Source organism: Treponema sp. UBA753, assembly GCF_002297325.1.
GTDB lineage: Bacteria > Spirochaetota > Spirochaetia > Treponematales > Treponemataceae > Treponema_D.
Genome location: NZ_DBKJ01000052.1, coordinates 1 through 16,067 on the forward strand (window position 1 = coordinate 1; position 16,067 = coordinate 16,067).

General features: G+C 36.2%; 13 protein-coding genes. 7 read left to right on the forward strand and 6 right to left on the reverse strand.

The features are described 5' to 3' along the window. Window positions 1-168: 168 nt before the first annotated feature. Complete coding sequence (locus B4C08_RS04340) at window positions 169-1,623, forward strand: glycine--tRNA ligase (RefSeq protein ID WP_296090111.1); 1,455 nt, start codon at window positions 169-171, stop codon at window positions 1,621-1,623. 164 nt (window positions 1,624-1,787) lie between these two features. Continuing rightward, the gene (locus B4C08_RS04345) at window positions 1,788-2,570 is read left to right on the forward strand and encodes an aldo/keto reductase (RefSeq protein WP_296663327.1); all 783 of its coding nucleotides are present in this window, start codon (window positions 1,788-1,790) and stop codon (window positions 2,568-2,570) included. A 7-nt stretch (window positions 2,571-2,577) separates the two neighbouring features. On the opposite strand, the gene B4C08_RS04350 is transcribed toward B4C08_RS04345, so the two are convergent. The 4 genes from B4C08_RS04350 to lepB form a co-directional block, all read right to left on the reverse strand. Then, a complete protein-coding gene (locus B4C08_RS04350) occupies window positions 2,578-4,059 on the reverse strand; it encodes an HD-GYP domain-containing protein (RefSeq protein ID WP_296663330.1) in 1,482 nt (493 codons plus the stop codon). A 273-nt stretch (window positions 4,060-4,332) separates the two neighbouring features. Then, a complete protein-coding gene (locus B4C08_RS04355) occupies window positions 4,333-6,150 on the reverse strand; it encodes a 6-hydroxymethylpterin diphosphokinase MptE-like protein (protein ID WP_296663334.1) in 1,818 nt (605 codons plus the stop codon). Beyond that, the gene (locus tag B4C08_RS04360) at window positions 6,131-8,005 is read right to left on the reverse strand and encodes a penicillin-binding protein (protein WP_296663337.1); all 1,875 of its coding nucleotides are present in this window, start codon (window positions 8,003-8,005) and stop codon (window positions 6,131-6,133) included. Before B4C08_RS04360 ends, B4C08_RS04355 begins: the two co-directional genes overlap by 20 nt. Further along, window positions 8,002-8,511, reverse strand: coding sequence for a signal peptidase I (gene lepB / locus B4C08_RS04365; protein ID WP_296663339.1), 510 nt, complete (start codon window positions 8,509-8,511; stop codon window positions 8,002-8,004). Before lepB ends, B4C08_RS04360 begins: the two co-directional genes overlap by 4 nt. A gap of 60 nt (window positions 8,512-8,571) precedes the next feature. Between lepB and B4C08_RS04370 the strand changes: the two genes are divergently transcribed. The 4 genes from B4C08_RS04370 (at window position 8,572) to B4C08_RS04385 (ending at window position 13,324) form a co-directional block, all read left to right on the forward strand. Further along, a complete protein-coding gene (locus tag B4C08_RS04370) occupies window positions 8,572-9,780 on the forward strand; it encodes a peptidoglycan DD-metalloendopeptidase family protein (protein WP_296663342.1) in 1,209 nt (402 codons plus the stop codon). 18 nt (window positions 9,781-9,798) lie between these two features. Then, the gene (locus tag B4C08_RS04375) at window positions 9,799-12,021 is read left to right on the forward strand and encodes a polysaccharide deacetylase family protein (RefSeq protein WP_296663345.1); all 2,223 of its coding nucleotides are present in this window, start codon (window positions 9,799-9,801) and stop codon (window positions 12,019-12,021) included. Between the two features lie 71 nt (window positions 12,022-12,092). Continuing rightward, the gene (locus B4C08_RS04380) at window positions 12,093-12,761 is read left to right on the forward strand and encodes a pentapeptide repeat-containing protein (RefSeq protein ID WP_296663346.1); all 669 of its coding nucleotides are present in this window, start codon (window positions 12,093-12,095) and stop codon (window positions 12,759-12,761) included. Continuing rightward, a complete protein-coding gene (locus tag B4C08_RS04385) occupies window positions 12,758-13,324 on the forward strand; it encodes an MBL fold metallo-hydrolase (protein WP_296663349.1) in 567 nt (188 codons plus the stop codon). Before B4C08_RS04380 ends, B4C08_RS04385 begins: the two co-directional genes overlap by 4 nt. 3 nt (window positions 13,325-13,327) lie before the next feature. Here B4C08_RS04385 and B4C08_RS04390 read toward each other — a convergent pair whose 3' ends face one another. Beyond that, complete coding sequence (locus B4C08_RS04390; RefSeq protein ID WP_296663351.1) at window positions 13,328-15,079, reverse strand: hypothetical protein; 1,752 nt, start codon at window positions 15,077-15,079, stop codon at window positions 13,328-13,330. 45 nt (window positions 15,080-15,124) lie between these two features. On the opposite strand from B4C08_RS04390, the gene B4C08_RS04395 reads away from it, so the two are divergent. Next, on the forward strand, window positions 15,125-15,571 hold the full coding sequence (locus tag B4C08_RS04395) for a hypothetical protein (protein WP_296663354.1): 447 nt from the start codon (window positions 15,125-15,127) through the stop codon (window positions 15,569-15,571). 3 nt (window positions 15,572-15,574) lie between these two features. Here B4C08_RS04395 and ilvN read toward each other — a convergent pair whose 3' ends face one another. Continuing rightward, complete coding sequence (ilvN, locus tag B4C08_RS04400) at window positions 15,575-16,066, reverse strand: acetolactate synthase small subunit (RefSeq protein ID WP_296011508.1); 492 nt, start codon at window positions 16,064-16,066, stop codon at window positions 15,575-15,577. Window position 16,067 lies beyond the last annotated feature (1 nt).

Here is a 16,067-nt window from a genome sequence, read left to right on the forward strand (position 1 = left end):
TCTTAGCCTCTTAGGAAGTATTACTTCAGAATGAAGGCTAAAGGTTTAAATATACTTTGCTTGTCCTTTCTGAAAATTCTTCCGAATATAGGCAAAAATCAATTTATGTGCTAAAATCTGCAAATTGAATTTTATGCGGCACACACCAGTGTCGAAGATGAGGTTTTTATGGCAAAAGAAAAAGATGTGCATGCTTGCACTTTGGACAAAATCATCAGTCTTTGCAAGAGAAGAGGATTTGTTTATCAGGCTTCTGAAATTTACGGCGGAATGGCTGGCGCATGGGATTACGGTCCTCTTGGCGTTGAATTCAAGCGCAACATTCAGAACGAATGGTGGCATTACATGACTCAGCTTCATGATGATGTTGTTGGTCTTGATTCAGCTATTTTTCAGCATCACACAACTTGGGAAGCTTCCGGCCATGTAGGGCATTTTTCTGATCCGATGATTGACTGCACAGAATGCAAGGCCAGATTCCGCGCTGATCAGCTTATTGAAGATTATTTTGACAAGACTGGCGAAACTCCTTCAAAGCCGGTTGATACAATGAGCCATGAAGAAATGAAGGCTTTTATTGATGAAAAGATTAACTGCCCGACTTGCGGAAAGCATTCTTGGACTGATGTGCGTGAATTTAACTTGATGTTCAAAACTCATCAGGGACCTGTTGCCACAGAAGCTTCTTTGGTTTATCTTCGCCCGGAAACTTGCCAGGGAATTTTTACAGATTTCAAGAATATTGTTCAGTCAAACAGAATGAAAATTCCGTTCGGAGTTGCCCAGGTTGGAAAGTCGTTCCGCAATGAAATTATCTTCAAGAATTTTATTTTCCGCACTTGTGAATTCGAGCAGATGGAAATGGAATATTTCTGCAAGCCAGGAACAGAAGATGAAACTTTTGCGCGCTGGAGAAAAGACCGCTGGAATTTCTATTTGAAATACGGAATTGCAGAAGACCATCTTAACTGGCATCACCACGACAAGCTTGCCCACTACGCAAAGGACGCTTACGATATTCAGTACAAGTTCCCGATTGGCTTTGAGGAAATTGAGGGAATTCACAGCCGCACAGACTTTGACCTTTCGCAGCATGAGCAGTATTCAAAGAAAGATATGCACTACATCGATCAGGACGACGCAAACAAACGCTACATTCCTTATGTTGTTGAAACTTCCGCCGGACTTAACAGAAACTTCCTTATGTTCCTTTGTGAAGCTTACGAAGAGCAGAATGTTGCAAAAGAAGGCGAGAGCGAAGACTTTAGAACAGTTCTTCATCTTGATCCTCGTCTTGCGCCTGTTACTGTTGCGGTTCTTCCTTTGATGAAAAAAGACGGACTTGCAGAAAAGGCAAAAGAAATTCAGCATATCTTAAAAGAAGATTTTGTTACTGATTATGACCAGAGCGGAACAATAGGAAAACGCTACAGACGCCAGGACGAAATTGGTACTCCATTCTGTGTTACAGTAGACCATGACACGCTTGATTCTTCCAGCGCGGATTTCAATACTGTTACAGTGCGTTTCCGTGACTCAATGGAACAAAAGAGAGTTCCTCTTGACGATTTGATTCCTTTCATTCAAAAGGAAATAAAATCTTATGTTCCTGTAAAACGCTAACAGTTTAACTGTCATTTGTCATTGCCGAACTTGATTCGGCAATCTACATTTGCTAGATTCTCCGAGCAAGCCGGAGAATGACAATTGTCGTGGCACATGAATGACAGTTAGTAGTTGTATTGGCAAAATTCGTCATTAGACTTATTTAAGGCTGGTTGCAAGTTATGGAATACGTTGCTCTTGGAAAAACAAATCTTCTAGTTAGCCGCACTGGTTTTGGCGCGGAAAGTCTTGACTGCAAGGAAATCGAAAGTTTCGGTGAAGATGCGGATGAAAAGGCTTGCGCTATTGTTCATCAGGCTTATGCTGGCGGAATGAATTTTTTTGATACTTCGCATTCCAAGCCAGTCTGTGAAAAACGTCTTGGAACTGCCTTGCATGGAATCAGGCATAACGTGATTCTTGCGACAAAAACTTCTGGCCAGGACTTGCATGAAATCCGCCGTGATTTAGATGAAAGCCTTATGTCTTTGGAAAGCGACACTCTTGATTTGTTTCAGCTTGAAAATCCGCTTATTGTTCCAAAGAAAAACGGCATGGACGGAATTTACAATGAGCTTTTGTCTTTAAAAGAAAAGGGAATTGTTAAGCATATTGGAATTGCAACAGAAAACTACGATATTGCAAAAGAGGCTATTGAAAGCGGACTTTACGAAGTTGTTCAGTTTCCGTTCAGCATGATTTCGCCAGATTCAGTGAAGGCTCTTGTAAAATTGTGCCAGGAAAAGGAAGTTGGCTGCATTGCTTCCCAGCCATTGAACGGTGGAGTTGTAAACGACATTCCTTTGGCTTTTGGTTTTTTGCATCAGTTTGAAAATGTTGTTCCTGTTTGGGGAACTCATACTCAGGAAGAGCTTCAGCAGATTCTTTTTTTTAACGACCATCCGCCAGTTGTTGACAAGTCTTTTAAAGAAGAAGTGCAAAAGGTTCAAAGTTTTTTCAACTGATTGAATTTTACAAAGTGTCGCCAAGAGCTTTTCGCAAATCAGCGGACTCTTCTTTATTCATTGTGCGCACAATTTTTATTGCGTTGTCATCTGTCTGAATCCTTTTTGGAGTTCCGTCTGGATTTACGCTTCCCACAATTTGAACAATAGGATTTTTAGGGCTTGTAGGAGAAACATCAACAACTTGTCCGACTCTTCCGTTTGAAAGAAAAACAAATGCTCCGATTGGAAAAAGCGAAATGCTGTACAAAAGCGCTTTGATTACAGTTTCATCATAAAGATGGTTGCTGTTCTTTAGCATTTCAATCATGCCTTCATAAGTTGTTCTTGCTTCTCTAAAATTTCTTGGAGCTGTAATTGCTTCAAATGAGCAAGCAACGCCGATTATTTTTCCGTAGAGTGAAATATTGTTTTTTAAAAGATGCCTTGGGTAGCCAGTTCCATTTTCACGCTCGTGGTGATCCAAAACTCCCAGTTGAATTGTAAGCGGAAGTCCTGCGTTTCTTACAATATTATACCCGATTACAGTATGAGTCTGCATCTGCGCTTTTTCTGAATGGCTAAGCGGATTATTGTTCATGTAAAGCTGCGGCGGAAGTCTTATCTGTCCTATTTCATGCAGAATACTTGCAACTCCAAGTTCAATAAGTTTTTCATAAGGCATTCTTATTTGCAGTCCGATTATGATTGCAAAAATTGCAGTTCTAAGGCTGTGGCTTATTAAAAAATTTTTATTTCTTGCTTCATAGCTTGGTGAAATTCTAAGCAGAAATTTTTTATTTTCTCTTACAAAGTTGCAAAGCTCAAGCACTTTTCCATTTAGTTCAGGCAGTGAGATTATTTTTTGAGTTGCATATTTTGTGTAGACGTAATTTATAAATTCCATGAATTTGTCATAGGCGTTTTGAGATTCTAAAAGCTTTCTGTTGTCTTCTTCTTTTGAAATAGAAACTGGCTCTGAAGAAAAATTAAAAGGCTGCTGTTGCGCGGACTGCTGATTTGCATTTGCTGAAAAATTTTGATAGGCGTTTTGCATTTGCGCAGCTGGATTCTGAAAAACTGGCGTTGGGTTTGGCTGCTGAAAAATCTGCTGAGGTTGGACTTGTGGCTGGGCTTTTTTTTCTGGCTCTGGAGTTTCCGAAGTGAATTCTGAAAGGTCTACTTCTTCGCTTGTTTTAAATTTTTCAGGAATCTGCTCTTCTGGAACAGAATCTTCTTCATCTGTAAATTCTGAAAGATCTACTGATTCTGTTTCTCCAAGTGAAATTTGCTTATGTTCTGTTTTTTCTGGATTTTTATCTTCTTCAATTTTGGAAAGAGTTTTTTCATCTTCGCTGTAGACTTCAAGAAATCCCCACTTCTTTAAACATGAAAGCGCTTCTGCTGTTACTGAGCAAGGCGGAGTTGTCAGCAAAAAAAGAGAGTCAAGCATTACATCTGAGTTGAAATGTGTGTCAGGTTTTATTTCTGCAACTTTGTATTTGACCATAAATCTTTCCTATTCATTTTATTATCGGCAGAATTTTAGAAAAGTTAATATGGGGTATCTATAAAAACTGGTCATGCAATTTTATTTAAAAAAATGAAAAGACCAAAGGCAACATCCTCTGATCTTTTCTCACGGAGATATTTAACATCTTTGTTGAGATGTATGGAAATTCTTTACAGGCGTCTGGATGTCCTCTAAGATTTCTCAAAAGAACCGCCTATAGTAAATTTCTATCACTGCACATTTATATTATCGGTGAGGCTTAAAAAAACTTTAATTGGAATTTGGAAAAAATTTTTTATATAGATTTATGGATTTTAAAAGTTCAGTGTAAATTAGATTGGAATATCTTATGCTGTAAAGTTTTTTTTCTGCTTGAGAATTATTTGGGATTTTTTCTGAAAGGGAATCAAGCTGCCTTTGCGTAGGGAATACAAGGGCTGCTGCGTCCTTTGCGGAAGACGATGAAATTTTTTTATCTATTTCATTGAGCTTGCTAAAAACTTCTGGAATTGCAAGAGGAGAGCGGAGCGCTTTGTTGCAAAGATTGATTCCTTTTTTTGCAAGGGATTCAAGAAGTTTTAAATTTTCACAGAACTGACTTTTCTGCTGTTCAAAAGAAATTTCTTTTTGCTTTGATAATTCTTTTTTATTTTCTTGAGCTTTTTCAAAAAATATTTTTCTTTCTGCTGTTATGACTGGCTTTAAAAGAAAATCTTCCACGTTGAATTTTTCTATTCCGTTTATTGCAAGGCTTTCTGGCGTAAGTGAAAATGTTCTTATTCCCTGTGCGGTTGCGGTTGTGCAATTTTTTTCAAACCACCATGAAAAAAGCTGCATTTTTTTATCTGTTAAAATTTCATTTCCGTTGTAGTTTTTCGCATAAAACGGAGCAGCTGAAAATAAAGTTTCAATATTTTTTGTTTCAGAAGTTTTTGTTCGGCTGCTTTCGCAATGAATTTTTTCTTCAAACTTTGAGCCTCTGACATGAGTTTCTTTGTTTGGAAACCCCAAGTCCATTCCTGCTAAATAAATTTCAGAAGTTCCGCACATTCTTGCAAAGTCCCACGCTGTTGTTGTTACGCTTCCGCCGGCTGCAAGCAAACCTTTTTTATTAGTATTATTTTCAAAAAATTTTCCAATTGGAAACATTGAAGAAAAAAGAACAATTTCTTTGCACTGAAATCTAAACACAGAAGGGTAAACTGCGATTTCTGTAACAAGAATGGATTCAGGCGATTTTAAAAATTCAAGATGAAGTGAACAGTAATATTGCGGATCGGCAAGAATTATAAAATCCGGCTCAATGTTAAATTCCAGGCACGAATGGAGAGCAGTGTCTACGCAGACAATTATTGCTCTGTCTTTTATTTCCTTCAAGTGCGGAAGAATTTTTTCTAAAGTCGGACCTGCCGCTATAATTACAAAAGGAATTCCACTTGCTTTATTTAAGAATTTATTTACTCCGTCTAGTTTTTCAATGTAATCTAAATTTTTGCAGCTGTTGCTTAGCCAAAGTCTTGAAAACTTTTCGAGAGTGTTTGTGTTGACTTCTTCCTTTTGCTTGTTTTGAAATATTACGTTTTCAATTGAATCAAAATATTCCTGTTTGTGCGCAGTGTGGGATTTTGTTTTAAAAATATGAGTTTTAGAATAAGAGCAGTTTGAAATTAATGCGGCAGTTTGTTCAACTGAAGCTCCAATTATAAAAATTAGTTTTTTATGTTCAAAAACTGGAGACCAGTCTATAGCGTTTAATGCGGAAAAAAAAGATTGTGTGTCTTCTTCGATTATAATTAAAGTTGGCTCTGGAAATTTTTTTGCAAACTCTATAGGTCCGTATCCTAAGCCAAATCCAAGAAAAATCGCAGTGTCTTTTTTTTCTGAGTCAAAACCGTTTACAAGACTGTCAGCTTCTTTTTCAGGATTGTATTTTGAATGCAGCAAAAGATTTTTTCTTTTTGCACTCAGGCTTCCGTTTTTTGCAGTTTCAAATTCGATTTCATTTGAAAACTTAACTTCTAGTGAATTTGAAAGTTCTGGAAAACGCTCCTTAAACAAAGAATAATTTTTATTCCAAATCGAGTTCAATAGTCATATTCTCCGTTATCGGCGTTCCCGGTTCTGGGCTTTGTGCGGCAACCCAGCCTTCGCCTTTTATTACAAAGTTCAAGTCATCTCTTGCCAAAAGCGGAATCAAGTCTCTTTTTGGACGACCTGTAAAATCCGGCACAACCTTTCCAATTGAAAGCGGCAAATTTTCTTTTATTGTAATTCGGCCTGAATGCTCAAGACTTGCGGCTCCTTCTCGGTTGATCCCAAGATGATCGATTATTTCATCAGCGGCTTTTGCAATTACTGGAGCTACGATTCTTCCTGCGTAAGTTTCACCTTTTGCTTTTTCAATAACGATATACAAAACAATCTGCGGATTTTCGATTGGAAAAATCGCCATGCAGTTTGAAAGAAAATCTGTGTTGCTATATCCGCCGTTCACGGTATCTGCCATTTGCGCAGTTCCGGTTTTTACACCAATTGAAATATCTCTTAACGAAGCTCTTGTTCCTGTTCCACTCTTTGCAGTTGTTTCCATGCAGCTTAAAAGATAGTCCGCAGTTGAGCTTTTTAAAACACGGTTTCCGTAAGTCGGCTCATGTTCATATTCAGTTTTTCCATCGATGTCCGCTATTTTTTTTATAAATGTAAGTTTTATCTGAACACCTTTGTTTGCAAGAACGGTTGCGGCCTGAACCATTTGCAGCGCGCTTACACTTATTTCCTGGCCGATTGACATTGTGGGCTTGCTTCGTGCAGACCAGTATCTGTCATTCTGATTTTTTACTGAGCCTCTAGTTTCAGACGGAAGTTCGACGCCAGTTCTTTCTCCAAATCCAAACCGCCTGATATAAGATAAAAATTCTTCAGTTGTTATTTTTTCGCTCATTTGCGCCAACGCGTCATTGCATGAATATTTTAGCGCGCTTCTTGCGTTAAGCCAGCCATGGTGGTCAAGACAAGTTATTCTGATTGTTTCGCCTGATGAAGTTCGTCTTTGATAAATTCCATCGCACAAAAAACTGTCATCGGCAGTAATTGATTTTGAATCAAGAAATGATGCAACTGAAAAAATTTTAAATACGCTTCCCGGTTCGTAAGCTGTAACAGATGCTCTGTCTGTCATTTCCTGCGTTGAAGCGGAAGAGTATTCATTTAAATTTGCAGATGGCAAGCTGATGTATGAAAGTATTTCTCCGTTTTTTGCATCAGCGGCAATCAGCATCAAACTTTCAGCCTGAGTTTCTTCCATTGATTGCTTTGCAATTTTTTCAAGCTTATACTGAAGTCCAGAGTCAATTGTTAAGTAAACATTGCTTCCGTGGATTGTTCCAGTTGCGTCAGGATTCGGCTCTGGGGAAAGAATATTTTGCTTGGAGTATTCAATTCCGCTCAGTCCTGTTCCGTCATCGCCCATGTAGCCAATCAGCTGGCTTGCCAAAGAATTTTCAGGATAAAGACGACCGGGAATTTTGTCAAAGCGGGTGAAATTGTAGTAATTATTTTCATCAATTATTTTTATAAGCTCGTCGTATTGTTCTTGGGAAATTTTTTTCTTGATGTAAATGAAATTTGCATTTTTAGCATTTTGAATTTTTTGCGTTATTTCCTGTATTCCCATGTTTAATGGTTCGCAAACTTTTTCAGCAAATTCATCTGGGGCTTTTATGAGTTTTGGAGTTACAACGAAATGATAAAAATTTGTCTGGACTGCAAGAGGCTTTCCATTTCTGTCTGTAATTGAACCGCGCTCAATTGTTACTGGAACTGTAATTGTTTTTTTCTGCGGATAAAAAGCCAGCTTTACAAATTTCACATAAACATAAACCAGCCCGACTGCGCATATAAAAAAAATAAATCCAATCCGGAATTTATTAAAAAAAACACTCATTTAAAAATCACCTTGCCCAAAATATTTTTCTGAGCCACAAAGCCGTAAGTTCTTGAGTCAATTGAGTTTTCAAAATTATCTCCTATTGCAAGAATCATTCCTCGTGGAACACAAGGGCTGTTTTTTATCAGATTATACTGAAGTTCTGTAAGCGAGTAATTTTTTTCTCCTACGTGCAAAGTATATCCTGAATCTGATGAATATTCTAGGGATTCGCCTTCTGTGGCAATGCACCTTTTTACAACGAGATTGTTTTTATAAAAATAAATTACAATATCGCCAGTTTTTGCATTGTTCCATCTGAGTAAAGTTGAATTGCCGAATGGATTTACGATTCCATATGAAAGTTTGCAGACTAAAATCTTTTCGTTATCTTGAATTGCAGGTTCCATTGAAATTCCTTGCACTGAAAGAATATCAAGCACAAAAATTTTTATTACCGCTCCTATAAGAATTCCTGCGAATATGTATTTCCAAAAAGTTGGTTCTTGTGATTTATTTTTCATTATTATATTCATCGTCAATAATTGCTAATATCAAAAACTTTTTTTGTCGATATTGAAAATATGGAAATAATAAATTGCTTGGAATCTTCTGGCTTTAGAAAAAATACTACACACTTGATTCGACACAATGTTTTGCGCAGTGCTCGTGCTTCAGCAAAAACAGTTTATAGAACACGCAATGTTTTTAGCTCAAATTCAGTTAGAGCGGATTTTAATATTTTCTCGTTGATTCAGAATCTTCGCGGGCAGATTGGAGTTGCCGGAAAACGGATTAAAATTGCTTCCCGGTTTGCATGGCTTGTTCCGGTTGTGCTTTTGTGCATAGCTTCGCCTTTTTTTGTTTCCAAGTTTATTTCTTTTTCTGAAAGCTTTGCAAAAAATATAAATCTGAATCCTGTTTCAATGGATGAGTTTCAGGCTCTTGATAATGCGATGAGCGAATTTGCTTTTGACCGGACTTCATATTTTGACAGCGAAGGAAATATTTTTTCTGAAGACGGAATTAAAGTTGAGGCTAATTCAATTCTTTTAAAACAGCCTGTTGTTTTCCAAAATTACACGGTAAAACCGGGAGATACGATAAGTGGAATAAGTTCAAAGTTCGGACTTTCAAATATTTCAACATTGATTGCTGTAAACAATATCGGAAACGTCCGCTCAATTTATGCAGGCCAAAAACTTTCAGTTCCTTCTGTAGATGGTCTTGTTCATTCGGTTTTAAAAAATGAAACGCTTGATTCTATTTCAAAAAAATATTCTGTTGCTGTTTCTGATTTGCTTGATATAAATGACTTGTCATCTGAAAAATTGCAGGAAGGACAGAAAATTTTTATTCCAGGCGCAAGGCTCGACAGCAATTCTTTAAGAAAGGCAATGGGAGAACTTTTTGCAAATCCGCTGAAAATAAAATACAGACTTACTTCAAGATTTGGTTCGCGCGCAGATCCGTTTACTGGCGTTGCATCCCATCACACTGGAATTGACATGGCTTGTCCTACAGGAACTCCAATTTATGCATCCATGAGCGGAAAAATTGCATATACAGGATTTTCTTCGGTCTTTGGAAATTATGTGATTATAAATCATTATGACGGCTACCAGACTTTGTATGCGCACATGAGTAAAATTATTGCGAAAAAAGGCGAGGTTGTTAGCCAGGGCGCGAAGATTGGACTTGTTGGAAACACCGGATATTCTACTGGTCCGCATCTTCATTTTACAGTTTATAAAAATTCAAAGCTTGTAGATCCGCTTACAGTTTTAAAATAAATTTTAGAGGAAATTTATATGAACAGAAATTTCAAGTTGCGCAGTTTTGCTTTTATAGTTTTCTTTGCATTAATTTTTCCAGCTTTTTCTCAGATTGAATTTGGCAGTCTGGATTTAAATAAAGATGATTTTCTTATATTTTCCGCTGAACAAAATATTCCGGGAACACTTTCTTACAAGTCGCTTTTTTTCACTCAGCTTGATGAACAGAAAATAAAAAAAGAGCCTGTGATTTTGACTTGCTTCCCGGAAAAAATGGAGCTGCTCAACGAAAATAAAATTCTTCAGATTAGAAACAGATACGGAACTGCAAAATATTCTGTTGAAGATAAAAATTTAAAATGGACTTCTCTTGCTTTTGGAATTCCAGAAAACTACAGCCGGGCGAATTTAATTTCTGAAAGTCCTAATGGAAATTATTTTTGCTATGTAAAGAAAACAAAAAACACAACTGGAAAACTTTTGGTTGTTGACTGTAAAACTTATGAAGAAAAAATTCTTCTTGAAAAAACTCCGTTCAGCTACAAGTCCATAAATGCAAAATGGTCGCCAGACAGCAAGTTTCTTCTTTATGAAAAAGATGGCTGTGTATATTTTATAACTCCGAGCGAACTTTTCAAAAAAATAAATTTGCCTGAAAGCTATAGAAAAATTGGAAATGGCACAATCGATAATGTTCAGTGGACTCAAAATGGAAATATAATTTACGTTTCAAATGACCTTGTTTTTTTAATTGAAGAAAATGAGCTTTACACAAGAGGTCTTTACGCATCTCTTATTGGAAGCGGAAAAATTATCGGACGAATTCCAAAAGCGTTTGATCCGCTAAAAGATAAATTTTGGACAAATGAAGACGGAACAAAATTTGCGATAGTTTCAAGTAAAAATGCTCTTTATATTTATTCTGCTACAGAAAACGATGAACTTAGCTATTTAAAGCCGGAAGGAGTATTTCCTTTTTCACAAATAGACGGAAGCAGCTATGATTTTAATATTTTCTGGAGCGGAACATCTTCACCAGTTTTGTGGTGCGATTCTTTTTCTTTTGAAAATCCAAAAAGAGTCAGCTATGCTTATTCTGTAAAAGAAAAAATGGAGCTTTTGTTTAAAGCTGAAAATTCTATTTCTCCTGTTGTTTCGCCAGATAGAAAAAAAATTGCTTATACAGATTCTGGAAAATTTTTTGTATATGATATTTCTGCGCAGAAAAATATTTTGTCAAAGCCAGAGGAAAAAATTGTTTCGGCTGCTTGGAACGGAAATTTTTCAATTTATATTGGCGGAGAAGAAACTGTAAAGCTTGTAAATTTCCGTGGAGATGAAAAACTTCTTTTCCTCTCTTCTGCCTGCCAGCCATATTGGAGCAATGGGAAAATTTTGTGCAAGTCTGAAATTTCAAAGGAAACATTTGTTTATGAGGCGGACAAAAATACTTGGAGAACAATCTTGTCGTCTTCTACAGAAAATTTTTCACGGCTTGAAAAAAACGGAAGGTACAGAGTCTTTCTTGGTTCTTCAGTGAATTCAAAATTTTCAAATTCAATTTATGTAAGATCTCTTTCTGGAAAAACAAAAACATATTCTGTTTATAAGGAAACTGAAAAATATTCAGAGCCTCTAAAAAAAGCTTCTCTTGTTTTTGACGCATTGAAAAATTCAGAAGGACTTGCAGAAGTTCTTTATACACTTGATGATTTTAGAGTAAAGGGAACTTTCTTTTTGAACGGAGAATTTATCCGACGCTATCCGCACAAGGCAAAGCAAATTGCATTTTCTGGAAATGAATGCGCTTCGATGTTTTTTAGTTGCGCCGACTTGCTTGAAAATAATTTTATAATTGACAAGGATTTTATTCAGCGTGGACTTGCAAGAAATGAAGATGAATTTTTTACTGCGACAGGAAAAGAACTTTCGCTTTATTGGCACGCTCCTTTTTATCATTCAAATCAGCTTATGAAAAATGCAGGCGCAGAAGCTGGTTATAATTATGTTGAAGCTTTTAACAAATTCAATGATAGAATTACATTTGAAGAAAGCAAGAAAAATGGAAATGAATATTTGGATGCCAGTTCGCTTGTTGATTCTCTTGCTGAAAATCTTTATGACGGAATTGTAATTCCAGTTTCGATTGGAAATATGGACGGAACACGCCGAGATTATCTTTATGAAAAATTGGATTTGCTGATTTCTTCGATTTTAGAAAATGGATACGAAATTGTTTCGTTAAAAGATTTGCATTAAATTTTTATCTGCATTTCTTGCGCTTTGAAATGACTATTTGACTAAATGTTTTCAATAACGTAAAGTTAAGTATGTTTGTGACTAACAAGTGCCAGTGCAAGGAATGTCAGAACCCTGCGCTTTCTGTAATCCGCGACAATGAAATTATTCCGCACGAGCCGGGCTTTTGCTTTGAGCATACGGAAGATAAAATTGGTCATCTTACATCGCTGTTGAACTATATAAATTCACATGAAAAAATTATCGGACTTTGCGCTTACGGAATATCCGTGAACGGCGTTGATCTTTCAGGCAAGAAATTTTACGGCTGCAATTTTCAGCATTCAACATTTTCAAACATACATTCAACTGGATTAAAATTTAAAATATGCACACTTGATTTTTCAACATTCTCAGACTGCGATATGTTGAACAGCGACATTCAGTTTTCTTCTTTTTCCGGTTCGAAATTTATTCACGTGGTTTTTACTGGAAGCGATTTGGTTCATAACAATTACAACGGAATAACTGCTTACCAATGCAGCTTTGACGATTCGGATTTTTACAATAGCCGTTTTATTCGCGCAATTCTTATGAACACATCAATGAAAAACTGCAATCTCAAAAAAGCGATATTTTATAATTCCGCAAGAGAGCACGTTTCATTTAAACTTTCAAACACGCGGGAAGCTTTAATTGACAGAAACAAAAGCGGCTTGATTGAAGACTTTTCAGAATCTGAAGGAGAAGAGGAGTTATGAAAGTTTATTTTCATTTGTGCATAGACGGATTTACAAACAGCTATACAATTTTAAATGAAAATCCCGATATAAAAGAAGCGATTATTGTTGACCCAGGAAAAATTGATATGGAAACAATAAATTTAATTGAAGAAGGCGGCTACAAATTATCTGCGGTTTTAATTACGCACAAACATACTCACCATATACAAGGTCTTAGAACTCTCAAAAAAATCTATACTCCTGCAGTGTATGCCGCTGATGCTGGAATTTACGGAATGGATTGTTCTATTTTAAATGGAGACGGAATTATAAAGATTGCAGGTTTTAATGTTGAATTTTTTTCTGTGCCAGGACATTCTCCAGACAGCATGGTTTATAAAATTGAGGATGTGGTTTTTACAGGCGACACTTTGATTTCTGGAGTAACGGGAAGCACTTTGAGCCAGTATTCCCATAAATTGCTTTGCAAAAAAATTAAGGATAAGATTTTTTCACTTCCAAATAGAACTGTTGTTTTCCCTGGACACGGTTCTCCAAGTACTATTGAAAGTGAAAAGCAATTTAACATTGATTTAATTTAAAAACTAGTCCAGTCTTTGAACAAGCGCGACTCTTCCGCAAGCAAGCCCCCAATTATCAAAAGCGTAGCTGTTTAAAATTTCTGCCGCATCAACAAAAGCCTGTGCGTTTGTGTTCCTTATATATTCTGCGCTTTCCGGCTGAATTCTGTTTACTGAGCCGCGCCCTGCAAGTTGAAGAAAATAATTTCTTACATTTGAAAAAGACTGCTGCATTATGTAAGCCATGAATTCATTTTGCATTAAATATTCATTGTTTGTGTCATATCCAAGTCCCGGCTGCGTTTCCCAAAATTTCTTTAGAAAATTCAAAGAGTCTTTGTCAAACATATTGTAGCAAGTTGCAACGAGATTTCTAAAACTTTCGTCAGTAAAATAAATTCCGTGCCAGCTTTCATGCGCCATAAAAGTATGCCTAAGATATTCTGGAGATTCCCTGCTGAACGAAACGACTGCGCCTTTTCCGGCTTTAAATTCATCTTTGTCTTTTTGTATGATTTTATTTGCAATCAGAATTTCTTTTAAAATTTCTTCATATCTGTTTATTTGAAAATTTTCTTGCTCAACTAAAGAAAAGAAATTTGCTAAGTCATCGGCCTTATAGTCGTGCGCATTGTAGCCGTGCTTATTTTCCACAAAGTCATCAGAAACCAAAGTTCCTTTGTATCCGGCTTTTTCAACAAAATATGCGATTCTTGTAAAAAATTGATTTTGAATTTTGTAATCTGCAAAATCAAAAAATAAGACTCCTGGAAAAATCTCCCATTCAAAAAGCTCGTAGTCGTTTCGTCTCCAATTTTTTTGTGGCCAGTTGTTTACAAGACCCAAGTCTGTTTTCAATGGAAATAAAACTTTTCCATTTGTGTCTTGCGCAAATACTGAATCCGAAGACTTCATTATAAGTTTTTTTACAAGCTCTTTATTTTCTTGCAAGTCAATTTTTTCAAAAGGACTTTTTAATGCTGAAGTTTGCAATGTTTTTGAGTTTTCATTTTTTGAAAGCCGTATTGAAAATTTTTCTTCGCCTGCTGTAACTAAAACTCTTTTCTGATTTTTAAAAGTGCCGATGTCGTTTGGAGCTGAAATTCCAATTTCAATTTTTGGCATTATGCGTGTTGGAATATTTTGATCTGGAAAAAGATTTTTTGCATCACTGAAATCCGCAGAATTAAAATTCCATTTTATTTTTCCTCCGTTTGGTCCAAATGCAAAAAGCGGAATATTTTCATTTTCCCAGCCAAGCGCCGCTTCTGTTATCTGCGCTTCTGTTACTTTGAATTTTACATTTCCGTATACAAAAAATCCGGCTGGAACAATATCATTTTGTGCAATTGAAAATACAACTCTAAAATCTTCGGATTCAAAGTCCGAAAAATTTCCGGTTATAAGTTTTCTTGAATATATTGACGTTTTTAAAGTTCCGTTTGAAAAATCATCGTCAAATAAAAAACCCATTGCAAAAACATTTTCCATGGATTTTGAAATTGAATTTTTTGAAAAAGAAATTCTTACAGAAAGGCCTGCGCCTGATTTTTTATAGCGGACATTGCTAAAATGTGCCTTTTGATTCTCTGTGAATTTAAAAAACATATATTGTTTTTTATGTGGGTTTGATATTTTTGCTTCTTTCGCAGCTTTGTTTAATGCAATTAAATTTTCGCCGCTCATTCCAATTGAAGAGTTTCTAGCTTTGAATGCACAAGATGAAAATGCAATAATCAAAAACAATATTGAGGACTTAAAAAAGAATTTCTGCATGAAAACATACTAAACTTTTTTTTTACTTTACGCTACACTGATAAAATGTTTGCCTTTGTTCCAGGAAAAGACGCGCTTTTGTTTCTTGCAAAAATTCAAAAAAAAATAATTTCTGTTTTTAATTCAAATTGCTCTGCGGAATTTTTTGCAGTTCCTGTTTTTCCGCTTTGGGCTTTTTTTAGTTTTCCTTTTCCGGAAAAAATAATTTCCTGTGAATTTCTTGAGCCGGTTCTAAAAGATGAAAAATTCATTTATCCAGTAAAAATATTTTTCTTGAAAGATGAAAAAGAAAATATAATAAACCTTGAGATTGTATTTGGAAAAATTCTTGGGAAAATAAAAAGCAGCCTTGAATTTCATCTTTGTCCAGACGAAATAAAAAACTGCTTTCCATATAGAATCAGAGTTTTTAAAACCGGAAATGTTTTGGTTCAAGACAACAGCTGGCAGTTGTTTGATGAAAAATGGTGCAAATGCCAGCCGCTTTCTTAAAAACTATCGCATTACTTTTTCGCCGCGGTCCATTGCAATCAGACCGGACTTTAAAAATTCAAGAATTCCGTAAGGCTCAAGAAGCCGCTTTAATGAGCTTATTTTTTCTTCGCTTCCAGTTGCTTCTACAATCAATGCGTTTTCTGAAACGTCAACGATGTGGGCGCGGTAAATGCTGCAAGTTTCGATGATTACGCCTCTGTTTTCTCCGGCGGCCTTTACTTTTATAAGGGCTGTTTCGCGCTGGCAAGTCGAAGAAGAGTCGCAGTGTTCAATAGAAATAACTTCAACAAGTTTTGAAAGCTGTTTTTCAATCTGCTCAAGAATATATTCATCTCCGCGAACAACAATTGTCATGCGGGATTTTTCAGGATCTGCTGTTTCGCAGACTGTAAGCGAATCGATGTTATATCCGCGGCGGCTAAAAAGTCCAGACACACGGCTTAATACACCTGCATGGTTTTCAACAAGAACAGAAAGCACATATTTTTTCATT

Excerpts from the sequence above, each read along its gene's own strand:
- B4C08_RS04340 (WP_296090111.1), top strand. The coding sequence starts at position 169 with ATGGCAAAAGAAAAAGATGTGCATGCTTGCACTTTGGACAAAATCATC.
- B4C08_RS04360 (WP_296663337.1), bottom strand. The coding sequence starts at position 8,005 with ATGAGTGTTTTTTTTAATAAATTCCGGATTGGATTTATTTTTTTTATA.
- B4C08_RS04345 (WP_296663327.1), top strand. The coding sequence starts at position 1,788 with ATGGAATACGTTGCTCTTGGAAAAACAAATCTTCTAGTTAGCCGCACT.
- lepB (WP_296663339.1), bottom strand. The coding sequence starts at position 8,511 with ATGAAAAATAAATCACAAGAACCAACTTTTTGGAAATACATATTCGCA.
- B4C08_RS04395 (WP_296663354.1), top strand. The coding sequence starts at position 15,125 with ATGTTTGCCTTTGTTCCAGGAAAAGACGCGCTTTTGTTTCTTGCAAAA.
- B4C08_RS04350 (WP_296663330.1), bottom strand. The coding sequence starts at position 4,059 with ATGGTCAAATACAAAGTTGCAGAAATAAAACCTGACACACATTTCAAC.
- ilvN (WP_296011508.1), bottom strand. The coding sequence starts at position 16,066 with ATGAAAAAATATGTGCTTTCTGTTCTTGTTGAAAACCATGCAGGTGTA.
- B4C08_RS04380 (WP_296663346.1), top strand. The coding sequence starts at position 12,093 with ATGTTTGTGACTAACAAGTGCCAGTGCAAGGAATGTCAGAACCCTGCG.
- B4C08_RS04370 (WP_296663342.1), top strand. The coding sequence starts at position 8,572 with ATGGAAATAATAAATTGCTTGGAATCTTCTGGCTTTAGAAAAAATACT.
- B4C08_RS04375 (WP_296663345.1), top strand. The coding sequence starts at position 9,799 with ATGAACAGAAATTTCAAGTTGCGCAGTTTTGCTTTTATAGTTTTCTTT.
- B4C08_RS04385 (WP_296663349.1), top strand. The coding sequence starts at position 12,758 with ATGAAAGTTTATTTTCATTTGTGCATAGACGGATTTACAAACAGCTAT.
- B4C08_RS04390 (WP_296663351.1), bottom strand. The coding sequence starts at position 15,079 with ATGCAGAAATTCTTTTTTAAGTCCTCAATATTGTTTTTGATTATTGCA.